The sequence below is a fragment of the Eremococcus coleocola ACS-139-V-Col8 genome (genome assembly GCF_000183205.1).
In the GTDB taxonomy this organism is placed as follows: domain Bacteria; phylum Bacillota; class Bacilli; order Lactobacillales; family Aerococcaceae; genus Eremococcus; species Eremococcus coleocola.
In genome coordinates this window covers 181039-194770 of the sequence record NZ_AENN01000017.1, presented here as the reverse complement: position 1 = coordinate 194770, position 13732 = coordinate 181039, and the positions used below count along the sequence as shown (strand labels likewise).

The 13732-nt window shown below is 41.2% G+C and carries 18 protein-coding genes and 2 other annotated features; of the genes, 15 read left to right on the top strand and 3 right to left on the bottom strand.

Going from position 1 to position 13732, the window contains the following annotated elements; translation table 11 throughout:
- The first annotated feature begins 11 nt into the window (after positions 1-11).
- The 12 genes from HMPREF9257_RS07700 (at position 12) to HMPREF9257_RS07645 (ending at position 7281) form a co-directional block, all read left to right on the top strand.
- Positions 12-308 (top strand): hypothetical protein, encoded by a 297-nt coding sequence (locus tag HMPREF9257_RS07700; RefSeq protein WP_006418979.1) that lies wholly within the window; start codon positions 12-14, stop codon positions 306-308.
- A gap of 73 nt (positions 309-381) precedes the next feature.
- Positions 382-696: a YbaB/EbfC family nucleoid-associated protein gene (locus HMPREF9257_RS07695; RefSeq protein WP_028124838.1), complete on the top strand. Its 315-nt coding sequence runs from the start codon at positions 382-384 to the stop codon at positions 694-696.
- A gap of 21 nt (positions 697-717) precedes the next feature.
- A complete protein-coding gene (gene recR, locus HMPREF9257_RS07690) occupies positions 718-1314 on the top strand; it encodes a recombination mediator RecR (RefSeq protein WP_006418767.1) in 597 nt (198 codons plus the stop codon).
- Positions 1315-1341: 27 nt separating this feature from the next.
- The gene (tmk, locus tag HMPREF9257_RS07685; RefSeq protein ID WP_006418887.1) at positions 1342-1980 is read left to right on the top strand and encodes a dTMP kinase; all 639 of its coding nucleotides are present in this window, start codon (positions 1342-1344) and stop codon (positions 1978-1980) included.
- A gap of 13 nt (positions 1981-1993) precedes the next feature.
- On the top strand, positions 1994-2323 hold the full coding sequence (locus HMPREF9257_RS07680; RefSeq protein WP_006418956.1) for a cyclic-di-AMP receptor: 330 nt from the start codon (positions 1994-1996) through the stop codon (positions 2321-2323).
- 16 nt (positions 2324-2339) lie between these two features.
- Positions 2340-3320, top strand: coding sequence for a hypothetical protein (locus HMPREF9257_RS07675; protein ID WP_006418781.1), 981 nt, complete (start codon positions 2340-2342; stop codon positions 3318-3320).
- 14 nt (positions 3321-3334) lie between these two features.
- Entirely contained in the window at positions 3335-3721 is a 387-nt protein-coding gene (locus HMPREF9257_RS07670; protein ID WP_006418817.1) for an initiation control protein YabA, read from the top strand.
- A gap of 5 nt (positions 3722-3726) precedes the next feature.
- Positions 3727-4482 carry a tRNA1(Val) (adenine(37)-N6)-methyltransferase gene (locus tag HMPREF9257_RS07665; protein WP_006418937.1) on the top strand — a complete coding sequence of 252 codons (756 nt, stop codon included), beginning with the start codon at positions 3727-3729 and terminating at the stop codon, positions 4480-4482.
- Entirely contained in the window at positions 4475-4837 is a 363-nt protein-coding gene (locus tag HMPREF9257_RS07660; RefSeq protein ID WP_006418961.1) for a GIY-YIG nuclease family protein, read from the top strand. The genes HMPREF9257_RS07665 and HMPREF9257_RS07660 overlap by 8 nt, the downstream gene beginning before the upstream one ends.
- Entirely contained in the window at positions 4815-5687 is an 873-nt protein-coding gene (gene rsmI / locus HMPREF9257_RS07655; RefSeq protein ID WP_006418783.1) for a 16S rRNA (cytidine(1402)-2'-O)-methyltransferase, read from the top strand. The genes HMPREF9257_RS07660 and rsmI overlap by 23 nt, the downstream gene beginning before the upstream one ends.
- Positions 5688-5704: 17 nt before the next feature.
- Complete coding sequence (locus HMPREF9257_RS07650) at positions 5705-6724, top strand: YdcF family protein (protein WP_006418880.1); 1020 nt, start codon at positions 5705-5707, stop codon at positions 6722-6724.
- An 11-nt stretch (positions 6725-6735) separates the two neighbouring features.
- Complete coding sequence (locus HMPREF9257_RS07645) at positions 6736-7281, top strand: DNA-3-methyladenine glycosylase I (protein ID WP_006418978.1); 546 nt, start codon at positions 6736-6738, stop codon at positions 7279-7281.
- 74 nt (positions 7282-7355) lie between these two features.
- Here the strand turns inward: HMPREF9257_RS07645 and mscL are convergent, their stop codons facing one another.
- The 3 genes from mscL to HMPREF9257_RS07630 all read right to left on the bottom strand — a co-directional run bounded on the left by mscL (position 7356) and on the right by HMPREF9257_RS07630 (position 10146).
- Complete coding sequence (gene mscL, locus HMPREF9257_RS07640; protein WP_006418747.1) at positions 7356-7730, bottom strand: large conductance mechanosensitive channel protein MscL; 375 nt, start codon at positions 7728-7730, stop codon at positions 7356-7358.
- 109 nt (positions 7731-7839) lie between these two features.
- Positions 7840-8955 carry an NAD(P)/FAD-dependent oxidoreductase gene (locus HMPREF9257_RS07635; RefSeq protein WP_006418714.1) on the bottom strand — a complete coding sequence of 372 codons (1116 nt, stop codon included), beginning with the start codon at positions 8953-8955 and terminating at the stop codon, positions 7840-7842.
- 18 nt (positions 8956-8973) lie between these two features.
- A complete protein-coding gene (locus HMPREF9257_RS07630; protein ID WP_006418788.1) occupies positions 8974-10146 on the bottom strand; it encodes an aminotransferase class I/II-fold pyridoxal phosphate-dependent enzyme in 1173 nt (390 codons plus the stop codon).
- 115 nt (positions 10147-10261) lie between these two features.
- Positions 10262-10502: a binding site (T-box leader), on the top strand.
- 45 nt (positions 10503-10547) lie between these two features.
- On the opposite strand from HMPREF9257_RS07630, the gene HMPREF9257_RS07625 reads away from it, so the two are divergent.
- The 3 genes from HMPREF9257_RS07625 (at position 10548) to HMPREF9257_RS07615 (ending at position 13732) form a co-directional block, all read left to right on the top strand.
- Positions 10548-11615 carry a methionine ABC transporter ATP-binding protein gene (locus HMPREF9257_RS07625; protein WP_006418964.1) on the top strand — a complete coding sequence of 356 codons (1068 nt, stop codon included), beginning with the start codon at positions 10548-10550 and terminating at the stop codon, positions 11613-11615.
- Positions 11615-12331: a methionine ABC transporter permease gene (locus HMPREF9257_RS07620; RefSeq protein ID WP_006418758.1), complete on the top strand. Its 717-nt coding sequence runs from the start codon at positions 11615-11617 to the stop codon at positions 12329-12331. Before HMPREF9257_RS07625 ends, HMPREF9257_RS07620 begins: the two co-directional genes overlap by 1 nt.
- Positions 12332-12436: 105 nt before the next feature.
- Positions 12437-12696 (top strand) — a binding site (T-box leader).
- A 100-nt stretch (positions 12697-12796) separates the two neighbouring features.
- Positions 12797-13732: a MetQ/NlpA family ABC transporter substrate-binding protein gene (locus HMPREF9257_RS07615; protein ID WP_006418945.1), complete on the top strand. Its 936-nt coding sequence runs from the start codon at positions 12797-12799 to the stop codon at positions 13730-13732.

Below are 13732 nucleotides of genomic sequence, written 5' to 3'. Positions count from 1 at the left end.
GGTGACGACCAATGATCTATGTATTTTTAGTGATTGCCATCGGGGTATTTGCCTGGGTTAATTATGACTTAAGAAGGCGGGGTCGCCAAATGGAGATGGATTCTAGTGAGGACTGGTATTTACAACGGTCTTATTTTGGTCGCTTACTGGCTAAGAATAAAAAAGAAAATACGCGGGCTTTGCGGGAAGACCGGCAAAGCTTCCAGTATGACCCTTATGAGGATTACCAAGCAAGTGAGATGAATTATCAAGCTTATGAAGCAGCCCGGAAAAAACGGACGCAAGAAAGTCAACAGGATAAGTCTTAGTTGGGATTTCATGTTATAATTAGTTATAGATTAAGAAGAATTATCATATTAGAGGAGGACTACCATGAAAGGTATGCCAAATATGGGAAACATGCAAGGCATGATGAAACAAATGCAAAAGGTGCAAAAAGAAATGCAAGCCGAACAGGCTAATCTCGAAGCTTCAGTCTTTGAAGCCCAAGATACCAACCGATTAGTACAGGTAAAAGTAAATGGTAAGAAAGAAATTATAGAATTAAATATTGCAGCAGATTTAGTTGATCCAGATGATATTGATATGTTGCAAGATTTAGTCATTGCGACAGTAAACGACGCCTTAGGACAAGTGGACCGAGCGACCGAACAAAGAATGGGTCGGTTTACCCAAGGCTTAAACTTACCTTTTTAGACCTTAGAAAGCAGGGGGATTATGCAGTATCCAGCACCAATTGCTAAATTAATTAATTCCTTTACTAAGCTACCAGGTATTGGGTCTAAAACAGCTGCCCGTCTAGCTTTTTATGTGCTTGATATGCCAGAACGGGATGTCTTAGAGTTTGCCCAGAACTTAATCAATGTGAAACGTGAGCTGACCTATTGTAGCGTTTGTGGCAATATTACTGATTCAGATCCGTGTCCTATTTGCCAGGATCCTGGTCGATCTCATAAGGAGATTCTGGTGGTTGAAGATGCCCGCGATGTCATGTCTATGGAAAGAATGCAAGAATATAATGGACTATACCATGTTTTACATGGTGTCCTGTCACCGATGGAAGGAACAGGGCCCGATGATTTGAATATAGCTTCTTTAATTAAACGCCTTGAAGATCCAACCATTGAAGAAGTGATTATTGCAACCAATGCCACAGCTGAAGGTGAAGCCACGGCGATGTACCTAGCCCGCCTAATTAAGCCTGCCGGTATCAAGGTAACTCGTTTAGCGCATGGCTTGGCTGTAGGCTCTGATATTGAATATGCCGATGAGATGACCCTATATCGAGCGATTGAGGGACGTCGGGAGTTGTAAGGCTTAAGACAGGGAGGGTGTGAGTAAGTGCCAAAAAATGGTTTATTTATTAGTATTGAGGGCCCGGATGGCTCTGGTAAATCATCTGCCATTCAAGGACTAGCAACCCGGTTAAGCCAAGATGGTTTTGACCTAGTTTTAACCCGGGAACCTGGGGGTTCGCCCATTGCTGAACAGATTCGTCAAGTGATTTTAGATGTGAATAATACCGCCATGGATCCCATGACCGAAGCACTCTTGTATGCAGCTGGGCGACGACAACACTTAAAAGATACAATTTTACCTGCTTTAGCAGCTGGTAAAGTTGTAATTTCTGATCGCTTTGTGGATTCCTCCTTGGCCTATCAAGGGGTCGGACGGAATTTGAGTCAGACGGATATTTGGAATATAAACCAATATGCCATCCAAGGTCACTTACCCGATATTACCTTGTTGTTAGATGTCCCAGCAGAAGTTGGACTCAAACGCATTTATCAAGCACGTAATCAACGGCAGTTTGACCGCCTAGACCAAGAAGATCTAAGCTTTCATAATAAGGTTCGACAGGCCTTTCTTGATTTAGCCGCAGACCAAGATCGAATTCATGTGATTGATGCGCGGCAAGCGGTTGACCAGGTAGTAGAAGATGCCTTTCAAGTACTTAAGAGCTCAGGTTTATTATATTAAAGGAGTGAGTAGGATGAAATTAATTATTGCAATTGTTCAAGATCAGGATGAATCTATCTTAGGCTCTGCTTTCCGTGAAGCTAATGTTCGTGCAACTAAATTATCAACCACAGGAGGATTTTTAAAATCTGGCAATACTACCTTCTTAGTGGGTACTGAAGATGATAAAGTGAAACATGTTTTATCCATTATTGAAGATAACTGCCGTCAAAGAGAACAATATGTGGCAACACCCGCCAATTATGATATTAACTTAGATATGACTGCTTCTTTTCCGGTGAAAGTAGATGTCGGTGGTGCGATTGTCTTTGTAATGCCAATTGATGAATTTCACCGTTTCTAAGACTTAAGGAGGAACTATGTTAGATGCATACTTTAGCCAGTTAATTGCCCAACAAAATTTAGCCCATGCTTATGCATTTGTTGGTTTGGCCTATGAGGAAAAATCTGACTTGGTTCGTCACATTCTAAAAGAATTAGTTAATGCTGATTTTTCCGACCCTGATCAAGTTGCCAGTTTACATGCGCGGATTGATCAGGGTCAGTTTGCGGATTTTTATCAATTAAGTCCGAATGGGCGTAATATTCAAGTTGATCAAGTACGTGAGTTAAAGCAATGGCTTTCCCTCTCACCTGTTGAAGTTGATTTCAAGTTGGCCGTGGTAGACCAGGCACAACTCTTAAATGCTTCTTCTGCTAATGCTATGTTGACTTTCTTGGAAGAACCTTTAGACCAAGTGTATATTATTTTATTTTGTCAACAATTTGAGGATTTACTGCCAACAATTCAATCGCGAGTCCAAGCAATTTATTTCCAAGAAGAAAGTGGGTCTACCAAGCAAGTCAAGTGGTTAGCGGCTGGTGTTCAAACAGACCACGCAGCTTTATTAGCCCGACTCAGCCCTCAATTTGATGAAAACTTTGTAGCTGCTTATGAAGCCAATGACTTCGAGAAATGGTTGAAGCAAGTCCATTATTATTATAAATCACTCCTCTTGCAAGACCGACGAGCCTTTGTTCAAGTTGAAACTGGTCTAAAGCCTTTTATCAATAAACGGAATGATTCCTTGAATTATCGTAGGGCACTATTAAGTGCGGATTATTTATTGCTCTTAAATCATGCTTTAATTATGTTAATGACCAATCCGGATTGGGCAGATCAACAAGACCTAGTTGGGACCTATATGTTAAAGTCTTGGCTCAAGGAAGAGAAATTCTCTCTGCAGGCACTTTTTCGAATGAATCGCTTAATCTTAGATTTAAAAGAAAAAATACAAGCAAATGTGAATCCACAATTGGCTTATGAATATTTAGCCCTAGCAGCAGGACAGCCGACATAGAAGGAGGGGAGTCCATGGATAATCAAGTAATAATTAATTTATTAGATGAGGCCGAGAACGATTTAATTCGTTTAAATGATAAGGTTGCTCAATTAAGAAAGGCCATTGATGACTTAAACGCTGAAAATAATCAATTAAGGATGAGAAACCATGCTTTGAATGACCAACTCATAGAAGCCAAACAAAATGATTTAAATCCAGAACAAAACAATCAAGAACTAGCTGACTTATCGGTAGGGGATACTCAACCAGCGGCTCCGGCGATTAATGGTAAAGCCCGACTACAATCCTTTTATGATGAGGGAATCCATATTTGCCATTTGTATTTTGGCTCACCGCGTCATTCGGATGAATCTTGTATTTTTTGTCAGACCGTTTTAGATAGTCTTGAGGAGCAATAACACTTATGGCTCTTCAAAAGCAAGTCCCATTAAAAGACCAAGAACGGTTAGATTATTTTAAACGGGAGAATATTCATCTTATCCAAAGTAAGGCTTACTTTGCTTCTTCCTTAGATGCAGTCTTATTAGCTGACTTTATTAAACTACCTCATAGTCGTCCCTTTCATTATATTGACTTTTGCAGTGGCAATGGGGTGATTCCCTTACTCTTAGCGCGTAAGAGCCACTCTCCTTTGACAGGTTTGGAAATTCAATCTGAACTAGTGGATATGGCCAGACGGTCAGTTGCATTAAATGATTTAGGCGATAAAGTCTCTTTTATTGAAGGGGACCTCAAGGATTTTACGCGCCCACTAGGGATTCAATATGACATTGTATCCTGTAATCCACCCTATTTTATTGTGGCTAACTCACAAGAAGTTCATCATCAGTCTAGTCATGCTATCGCCCGCCATGAAATTCTCTTAACCATGGATGACTGGGTACTTAAGGCTAAGCAAGTGATGCGTGACCGAGGTAAACTCTATATTGTTCACCGGCCAGACCGGCTCGACGATTTGTTTACGACCCTTTTAAAATATGGCTTTGCGGTCAACCGGTTACGGTTTGTCTATCCCAAAGTAGGAAGTCAGGCAAATATTATTCTAATTGAAGCGATTTACCAAGGGGGCCGTCATGGTGTCAAAGTTGAGCCTGGTCTAATTGTTTATCAAGCTCCCAATGTTTATAGTGAAGAAATGCAGGCGATTTATTATGGCTGATCAGGGCCGCGGTTTTTATTTTTATGTCTTGTTATGCCAGGACCAGAGTTTATATGCAGGCTATACGGTTGATTTAGATGCCCGCCTATTAAGCCACAATCAGGGTAAGGGGGCAAAATACACCCGTTTGCAAAGTCGTCGTCCGGTTACCATGGTCTATGCGGAAGAATGGGCGACCAAGTCACTTGCCATGCAAGCAGAGTATTATTTTAAACAAAAAAGTCGCTCACAGAAACTAGCTTATTTAGCCCAGCATGGCCAAAGGGATATCAACAGTGGTCAGCGTATTTTTGTCTCAAGACTCAAGGAGACAGCCTATAAGGAGGAAGTCAATGCAGATTCAACAAAGTTATAAAGACTTGTCCCGTGGGTGCTTATATTTAGTCCCGACTCCAATAGGTAATTTAGCCGACATGACCTATCGAGCTGTAAAGATACTCAAGGAAATCGATTATATTCTTGCTGAAGATACCCGGCAAACGATTAAGCTTTTACAGTATTATGATATCGAAAAGCCCCTAAAAAGTTTCCACGATCATTCGAGCGAGGACCGGGTTGCAGCTATATGCCAGGAAGTTGGCCAAGGTAAACGTTTAGCGCTCGTATCTGATGCTGGAATGCCTTTGATTAATGATCCGGGTCACCCTTTAGTCCAGGCCTTGCTAGCAGATGACTTGCCAGTGATTGCACTTCCGGGTCCCAATGCAGCTTTAACTGGGCTAGTGGCCTCAGGACTTGAGGCGGCGAGTTTTACCTATTGGGGTTTTTTCCCACGCCATAAGTCAGATCAAGTCCGTGTCTTAGAGGCAGTGGGTCAGGCTCAAGCAACGGCTATTTTTTATGAGTCACCTTACCGGGTCAAAGACCTTGTAAAACAAGTTGGCCAAGTTTTAGGACCGCAAACCAAAATGGTGATTGCGCGAGAATTGAGTAAATTATATGAATCTTTCTTACGGGGAACGCAGACTGAGTTAGCGACTTATCTAGACCAAGAAAGTCTAAAAGGCGAAATAGTGGTCTTGATTCAAGGGGGGCACTTAGCCAATCAAGTCTCAGACCAAGTATTATTACCCTATAAAGAGCAAGTGGAGATGTTGATGGCTCAAGAAGGCTTATTAGCTAAGGATGCAATTAAAAAAGTAGCTAAACAAAGACAGGTTAAAAAACAAGACGTTTATAACGCCTATCATCAAATTGAGGATTAGTAAGCGAGGTGGAGAAGATGATGTATTATGGATTAGCAGTCATCTTCTTTGGTCTGGCTTTCTTTTTTTACCGTAAAAAACAAGGTCCCTATCCTGATATGGTGTGGATTTTCTATGGCTTAACGAGTCTCTTAACTGGTTTTATGGTGACCTCATCGATGCGGTTTTTTGCCACAATTCGATTGTTTGTCTATATTGCCTCTGGTTTTGTGATTGCCTTTCTTCCTATCTTTTTGGTGGTTCTTTTAGGGACTCTCTTTAAGGATATGCAGGAAAAACATGAACAAGCATGGTATCGAGTGATTACGGGCCTGATGGTTATGCTTTTAAGTGCAGCTATAATTTTTATGGTTTGGGGAGCTTTTAACTTACAAGAAATTCGCTTTGAAAATTATATTGATATGGTCATTGAAATTACCCTTTATTTTATTGCTAATTTTCTTGCTTTTTGTTTATTGAATTGGGTTCTACAAGTCTTTCCCTTGAAAGTTAAGGGTCAAGTCTTAATGGTCTTGGGGCAAAAAATTGATAATCCCCAACAGTTTCCGCGGCTATTAGCCCGTCGGCTTGACCAGGCTTTGGCCTACTACATTGCCCAGCCCTTGTCAGACCAAAATAAGATTTATTTCCTTGTTACAGGGGGTCCCATTGCTTGGGGAGACACCAGCGAAGCAGCAGAAATGCGCGATTATCTAATAGAACGTGGGGTAGCGGGCGATAAAATTATTCTTGAGCCTTTGGCTCATAATACCTTTCAAAATTTTTATTATGGGCGCGAGCTACTAGTGGGTCCTTTAAAAGCTGCCCCAGTCATTGTTTTTACCAGTCGTTTTCATGTACTAAGGTCCTATTGTTACGGCCAAGCGAGTGGGATGAAGGCTACTTATCGTGGTACGCGGGTAGCTTGGTACTTATGGCCTTATTATTTAATTCGTGACTACTTAGGTTTTCTCCTGGTGGTTAAACATTTGAATTATCTGTATTTATTATTAATATTTCTGGTATGGCTGTATCAAATTATCTACGGTATTTATTAAGGAGGAAAAGGATGCATCGGTGTAGTTGGGTAGAAGGGAAGCCTGATTTCTATATAGCTTACCATGACCAGGTTTGGGGGAATCCCTGCCATAATGATCATGATTTATTCAAATGGCTCTTATTAGAAATGTTTCATACAGGTCTTTCTTGGCAACTTGTTTTAAGCAAGGAAGCCAATTTTAGACAAGCTTTTGATAATTATGATTATCAAGCTATCTCCCAATATGATGTAACTAAACTAGAAGAACTTTGTGATAATCCTAAGATTATACGGAACCGCCGCAAGATTGAATCAGCGGTTTTGAATGCCCAAGCTTTCTTAAAGGTTCAAGCGGATTATGGCAGTTTTGACCGGTTTATTTGGTCCTTTAGCCGGAAAAAAGTGGTTAAACGTCAGACAGGTACACCTGTTCCTAAGCGGACACCTTTAAGTGACCAGGTGACCCAGGCTTTGAAGAAATATGGTTTTAAACAAATTGGGTCAGTCACAATTTATTCTTATTTACAAGCTATTGGGGTGGTTAATGACCATGACCTAGCTTGCGATTTTAGATAAACAAATAGAATCAGCTATTTTCGTAAAAAAAGCCCTGAGCACAAAGATGCTCAGGGCTGAAAATTTTTATTAAATTATTTATTTTTTAATTCAAGTAAAATTTGTTCTAATAGTTCACTTTCACTTGGGCCAGCTGGTTCTTCATCTGGTGCAATTAATTTCTTACCTTGAGCTTTTTCTAAAGCTTTAAGGGTAAGGAATAGTAAAGAAGCAATTAAGATAAAGTTAATAATTGCTTGTAAGAATAAACCAATACCGATTTGGGTGTTACCAATAGTTAAGGCAATTCCAGTTACATCAGCCTTACCAGTTAGGGCAGCAATGATTGGCATAAAAATATCTTCAACTAAACTTGTAATAATAGCAGTGAATGCGGAACCCATGATGATACCAACCGCCATAGTTAGTACATTATCATTAGCGATAAAATTACGAAACTCTTTAAACATTAAATTTCCTCCTTCTTCTTATTATGAACCTTCGTCCACTAGTCAATATAGCAAATATCGAGGGGAAAGTATAATTAAATGCATTATGAAAACGTTATTTAAATAATTTTTAAAGTTTTTGAATATAAGCTTCAATTGGATAAGCGGTAGTGTCAATATCCCACTTACCTTGACTTACCAGTTTAGCCCATTGATAACCTAAGTAAGGACCAGAGGTTAAACCAGAAGACCCTAATCCTGAAACGGTCCACACTTGGTTGAGACCTGGAACCTGCCCCAGAACGACTGAATAATCTTGTGATTGGGCTCGAGTCCCAACCTTATATGTTTGGATAGGATAGGCTGCGAGGTCAGGGGCAATTTGACTGACATGTTGACGCAGCGCTTCGAGTTGAGAAAGGTCGGGGTCTAAATTATAGGCTTGGTCCTCTTCATGGGTGGCGCCAATAATGATCCGGCCATCATTGAAGGGAATGATATCCCCTAAGCCGGGCGGCATGACCACGGGCCAATGTTGATTTTTAAAGTTAGCATCCTGGATAATATAGAGCTGCCCCTTTTGGGGGTGAATCTTAACCTGATAATTTAAGGGTTCTAATAGTATAGGTAACCAAGCACCCACTGCTAGTAGGACCTGGTCGTATGTTTTGCTTTGACCCTCAACTTGTATTTCTAAACCATTATTCCTCTGGTTCAAGTTGACTGCTTGATAGTGGATTGTCCCACCGAGATCTTGAATGGCACGGTGAAGAATTCGAATCAGTTGCTCACCGTCAACCCGGCCACCCCCCTCAACATAGGTTGCTTTTAAATCATCTTTTAGGAAAGGAAAATAATCTCTAGCCTTAACGGTTTTAACTTGACCAATGGCGGGCCATAGGGGGAGTTTTTTCTGGGCTTGCTTTAAATCTCTGGCATATCCCTTATCAGAATGACGAATCATGAGGGCGCCATCAACTTGGAAAATTGCCTGGTGGGGATAGCCATCTTGTTTGAGGTCTTCCATAAATTGACGGTAGAATTCAGCCCCATGGGCAACTAATTGGAACCAAGCCTGATTACGCCTTAAAGAAAACCAGGGATTGATGATTCCAGCGGCTGCCTTAGTCGCTTGTCCTTGTCCCCAATCATATAGGACGGGTTGATAACCTTGGCGGGCTAAGTAATAGGCCGCAGTTGCCCCGACAATCCCGCCGCCAACAATGGCGATTGATTTTTGGGTCATGGGAATTCATCTCACTTTCTATTGATTGCTTTGTAGGTAAGCGTCTTGAAATTGAGTGAGCCGATCTATCAGTAAATGTAGGTTTTCCATGCTAGCTGCATAAGAAATTCTAAAATAACCTTGTCCAGCTTCTCCAAATGAAGAACCAGGGGTTAAGCCCACGGCAACCTTTTGGGCGACTTGTAAGCAGAAGTCATAGTCTGTTCCTTTAAACCAGTCAGGCACCTTGACAAAGAGATAAAAGGCACCTTGGGGTTCCGTTGCGGCAAAGCCTAAAGGAGCAAGAGCCTTGAGGAGATAATCGCGTCGCTTGCGGTAGGCTTGCACCATGGCTTGAATGTCTTCATCACACTGGTCATAGGCGACTATGCTTGCTTTTTGAATGGGTGTGACGGGTGTATTAATGGAAGCTTGTTGTACTTTAAAGATTTGATCTAAGTAAACTTTTGGTCCGGCGATAATCCCCATTCGCCAACCCACCATGGCGTGGGATTTAGAAGCGCCATTAATGAGGATTGTTTGGTCAGGTAAGAGTTCAGCCATGGAGATATGGGCATGGTCATAGGTCAATTGGGCATAAATTTCATCGGAAACGACTAATAAGTCATGCTTTTGAATCACTTGGGCAAGGGCTTGTAACTCTTGGCGGTTATAAGTTACTCCAGTCGGGTTAGACGGGTGATTTAAAAGGATCAGCTTGGTTCTGGGATGGGCTTGGATGGCTGTCTCTAAATCGGCTGGAGTTAAGCGGAAGTTATTTTGGCTGGTATCTAAAGGAATAAACTCAGCGCGATTTAATTCTACTTGGGTTTTATAAGCGACATAGTAAGGCGCCGGAGCAATCACTTGGTCGCCTTGGTTTAAGAGGGCAGTTAAGGTTGAAAAAAGAGCGCCTGTGGCACCGTGGGCCACAATAATTTCATCTTCGGGCCGGTAATGGGTATGGTAGTGTCGTTCTATATACCGACTGATGGCTTGGCGTAATTCGAGGGTTCCTCGAGAATGGGTGTAGGAAGAGAGGTCATCTTCGACTGCTTGGATGAGAGCTGCTTTGACCTTTGCTGGCACGGGGTAGTCGGGCTCACCTAAAGAGAATTTAACTAAGTCTTTAATCCCAGCGATTTCCTCATTGAAGGCTCGGATGGGACTGCCTTTAGCAGCGGCGACTTTTGAATTGAATGGATAAGACATGATGCATCACCTTTCTAGGATCATAGGATAAGGGTCAACAAAATTTATGATATAATTTTAATAATTATGGTTGACAATTATCATATTTACAGTAATATTAACACATAAGTTATATCGAAACGCAATGAAATGGAAAGTAAATAAGGATTCTTTTTTAAGAGAGTTCACATCTGCTGCAAGTGAACATGAGAAGCTTATTGAAAATGGCCATGGAGCGGTCACTATGACAAACTTGAAATAGTGAACGGGAGCCCCCGTTAGTTGGGTCGCAGTATAGTTTTTGTACTGGTTGAGGTTATAGTTAGCGATAACTATAGCAAATTAAGGTGGTAACACGAATTCACGTCGTCCTTTTTAGGAGGACGCTTTTTTTATTTAAATAATTGTAAGGAGTTCAGAACATGATTGAATTAAAAGATATTGATGTGCTTTTCCATAGTGATAAGCGCGTTGTCTCTGCAGTTAAAGATGTATCAATTGATATTCAAGCGGGGGAAATATTTGGTATAGTAGGTTATTCTGGGGCAGGAAAATCAACCTTAGTCCGAACCATTAATCTCTTACAAAGACCGACTAAGGGCAGTGTGCAGGTGAATGGCCAAGATATGTTAGCCTTATCCGCCAGTGAATTGCGCCAAGCTCGTAAAAAAATCGGCATGATTTTCCAACATTTTAATTTAATGGAGTCACGGACCATTGCTGAGAATGTGGCTTTTCCTTTAAAAGGTTCAAGTTTAAATAAGCAAGAAAGGGCGGCCAAGGTGGCAGAATTGTTGGATTTAGTTGGCTTAAGAGATAAGTCAGATGCCTATCCGAGTCAGTTATCAGGCGGACAAAAGCAAAGGGTGGCCATTGCCCGAGCTTTGGCCAATGATCCAGATATATTACTCTGTGACGAGGCTACTTCGGCTTTGGACCCTAAAACGACTTCTTCTATCTTAGAGTTACTAAGAGAACTAAACCAACAATTAAATATTACAATTGTGATTATTACCCATGAAATGAATGTGGTGAAGGACTTATGTGACCGGGTAGCAGTCATGGAGGATGGGCGCTTATTAGAACAAGGAACAATTGTAGAAATCTTTACCCAACCCCAAGAAGCTTTAACCAAGGAGTTTATTAATACTGCTACACATTTGGACCAAGAATTAGCCTTGGTTATTGGGCACGAATCGACCAATCGCTTACGTGAACAAGGTCAGTTAGTTCGTTTGTCTTATGTCGGGGATACAACGACTCAACCCTTTATTACTAAGTTAGTCCAAGACTATCATGTCCAGGTTAATATCTTGTTTGGCCATGTCGAAATTCTAAAGGACATTCCCGTAGGTAATCTTTTTGTCGGTATTACCGGAGCCGACCAAGATATTAAGGCTTCCTTATTTTACTTAGAAGAACATGGTGTGGGTATTCAGACCCTATCTGAATTAATCGAGGCTCAAGCCTTAAAGGAGGATAAAATCTAATGACATCCTTATTCTTATTTTCAGAGAGCTTTAATGCTAAAATGACAGAACTATTGCCTTATGCTTGGGATCTCCGCGAAGAGTTTGTGCAAGCCACTTGGGAAAGTATCTATATGCTTTTACTTACCATTCTCTTTGGCGGTGGCCTCGGGCTCATTCTGGGTATTATTATGACGGTGACCGGTCCGAGCGGAATTTTAGAATCCAAACGATTCTATAAATTCTTAGATGCCTTAGTTAATATTTTCCGGTCGATTCCTTTTATTATTCTACTTGCCTTATTGATTAAGGTGACTCGGGGGATTGTTGGGACCACGATTGGTCCAACCGCGGCTGTTGTTCCAATTGTGGCCTCAACTATTCCTTTCTTTGCCCGCCAAGTTGAGATTGCCCTTTTGGAAGTCGATCGTGGGGTGGTCGAAGCTGCTGAAGCCATGGGACTATCACCTTGGGATATTATCTTCCGAGTTTATCTCAGAGAAGGTTTGGCTGCCTTATTAAGAGTATCTGCCTCTACTGTTATTTCAGTGATTGGATTGACCGCCATGGCAGGCTCTGTCGGTGGGGGTGGCTTGGGAACCATGGCTATTGCCCGTGGTTATCAACGGAGTCGGATGGACATTATCATTGTTTCCACGATTCTTATTTTGATTATTGTATTGGTGAGCCAAGTTATTTTTAACCTCTTAATCCGGCGGACCCAGCATAATAAATGAGATTAGGCTCATTTAAACTGGATTAAAATTAAAAATAAATAATAAAAATTTCATAAAAACTTTGACAAATACCAAAGCATGCTTTATGATATAAAATATAGATAAATAAACACGATGATGTGGAAAGTAAATCAAAGGACCCAGATAGAGAGCTTACGGTTGGTGGAAGTAAGTTGGAGAATGCGATTGAAAATGGCCACGGAGTGGTCAAGCTGAATGCTTCGGCAATAAGTTTGAACGGTTGCCCCCGTTAGTCTGGCCCCGCTATTGTTAATGGAGAAAAGTTAACTGCAGCGGTTGAGGTTGTCCTAGTGATGGGGCAACAAATTAAGGTGGTAACACGAAGTTCAACTCTCGTCCTTTTGCTTAGGACGGGAGTTTTTTATTGGGTGACGATCCAATAGATAGAATAAGTTACTCCCCTGGTTGTTGTTTGGTTGCAAAAAAAGAAAAGGAGACATTATCATGAAAAAATTTTTAGCAAAGTTTATTAAAGTATCTGCCGCTGGTTTATTAGCCGCTGGCTTATTAGCCCCTTCCACTTTGGCTCAAGAAGAAAAAGTCTTTGATGGTGAAAAAGTATCCGTAGGGGTCGCTTCTGAATATGAAGAAGATGTCTGGAAAGTTGTGCAAGAAAAGGCCAAAGAAGAAGGCATTGATTTAGAAATCGTCTTATTTACCGATTATGTTCAACCCAATGTAGCCCTCCAAGATGGGTCGATTGACTTAAATGCCTTCCAACATATTGCCTTTTTAAATGAATGGAATCAATCAAATGAAGGTGACTTGGTTCCCTTAGCCTTTACTTATGTTGCCCCTCTCCGTGCTTATTCTGAAAAAATAAAATCTTTAGATGAATTAGCTGAAGGCGATACTGTTGCGATTCCAAGTGATCCAACCAATGGTGGCCGGGCCTTGCTAGCCTTAGAACAAGCTGGTGTGATTGAAGTCGATGATGCCGCTGGGGTTTTACCAACTATTAAAGATGTCACCAAGAATGATAAGAAAATTGAATTTGAAGAATTAGATGCGGCCCAATTAGCCGCAGCCCTACCTGATGTAACCGCAGCTTTCATCAATAATAACTTTGCCTTGGATGCGGGTCTGTCAGTGGATGATGCGATTTTCTCTGACGGTGATGATATCGAAAGTTTAGCGGCTGATTATAAAAATGTGATTGCGACTCGGTCTGCTGATAAAGATAATGAGCTTTATAAACATGTAGCCGAATTGTATCATTCACAAGAAGTAAGCGATAAATTAGCTGAAGTTTCTGATGGGGCTGACTTACCAGCTTGGACTGAAAATGATGAATATCCTTTGAATTTAGACCAAGACCAAGCCGGTGATGAGTCTGCTAGTCAAGCAGAAGAAAGTCAAGAATCTTCTAGTGAAGAATAA

Coding starts and splice junctions, on each gene's coding strand:
- HMPREF9257_RS07700 (WP_006418979.1), top strand. CDS start 12: ATGATCTATGTATTTTTAGTGATTGCCATCGGGGTATTTGCCTGGGTT.
- HMPREF9257_RS07695 (WP_028124838.1), top strand. CDS start 382: ATGCCAAATATGGGAAACATGCAAGGCATGATGAAACAAATGCAAAAG.
- recR (WP_006418767.1), top strand. CDS start 718: ATGCAGTATCCAGCACCAATTGCTAAATTAATTAATTCCTTTACTAAG.
- HMPREF9257_RS07680 (WP_006418956.1), top strand. CDS start 1,994: ATGAAATTAATTATTGCAATTGTTCAAGATCAGGATGAATCTATCTTA.
- HMPREF9257_RS07675 (WP_006418781.1), top strand. CDS start 2,340: ATGTTAGATGCATACTTTAGCCAGTTAATTGCCCAACAAAATTTAGCC.
- HMPREF9257_RS07670 (WP_006418817.1), top strand. CDS start 3,335: ATGGATAATCAAGTAATAATTAATTTATTAGATGAGGCCGAGAACGAT.
- HMPREF9257_RS07665 (WP_006418937.1), top strand. CDS start 3,727: ATGGCTCTTCAAAAGCAAGTCCCATTAAAAGACCAAGAACGGTTAGAT.
- HMPREF9257_RS07660 (WP_006418961.1), top strand. CDS start 4,475: ATGGCTGATCAGGGCCGCGGTTTTTATTTTTATGTCTTGTTATGCCAG.
- rsmI (WP_006418783.1), top strand. CDS start 4,815: ATGCAGATTCAACAAAGTTATAAAGACTTGTCCCGTGGGTGCTTATAT.
- HMPREF9257_RS07650 (WP_006418880.1), top strand. CDS start 5,705: ATGATGTATTATGGATTAGCAGTCATCTTCTTTGGTCTGGCTTTCTTT.
- HMPREF9257_RS07645 (WP_006418978.1), top strand. CDS start 6,736: ATGCATCGGTGTAGTTGGGTAGAAGGGAAGCCTGATTTCTATATAGCT.
- mscL (WP_006418747.1), bottom strand. CDS start 7,730: ATGTTTAAAGAGTTTCGTAATTTTATCGCTAATGATAATGTACTAACT.
- HMPREF9257_RS07635 (WP_006418714.1), bottom strand. CDS start 8,955: ATGACCCAAAAATCAATCGCCATTGTTGGCGGCGGGATTGTCGGGGCA.
- HMPREF9257_RS07630 (WP_006418788.1), bottom strand. CDS start 10,146: ATGTCTTATCCATTCAATTCAAAAGTCGCCGCTGCTAAAGGCAGTCCC.
- HMPREF9257_RS07625 (WP_006418964.1), top strand. CDS start 10,548: ATGATTGAATTAAAAGATATTGATGTGCTTTTCCATAGTGATAAGCGC.
- HMPREF9257_RS07620 (WP_006418758.1), top strand. CDS start 11,615: ATGACATCCTTATTCTTATTTTCAGAGAGCTTTAATGCTAAAATGACA.
- HMPREF9257_RS07615 (WP_006418945.1), top strand. CDS start 12,797: ATGAAAAAATTTTTAGCAAAGTTTATTAAAGTATCTGCCGCTGGTTTA.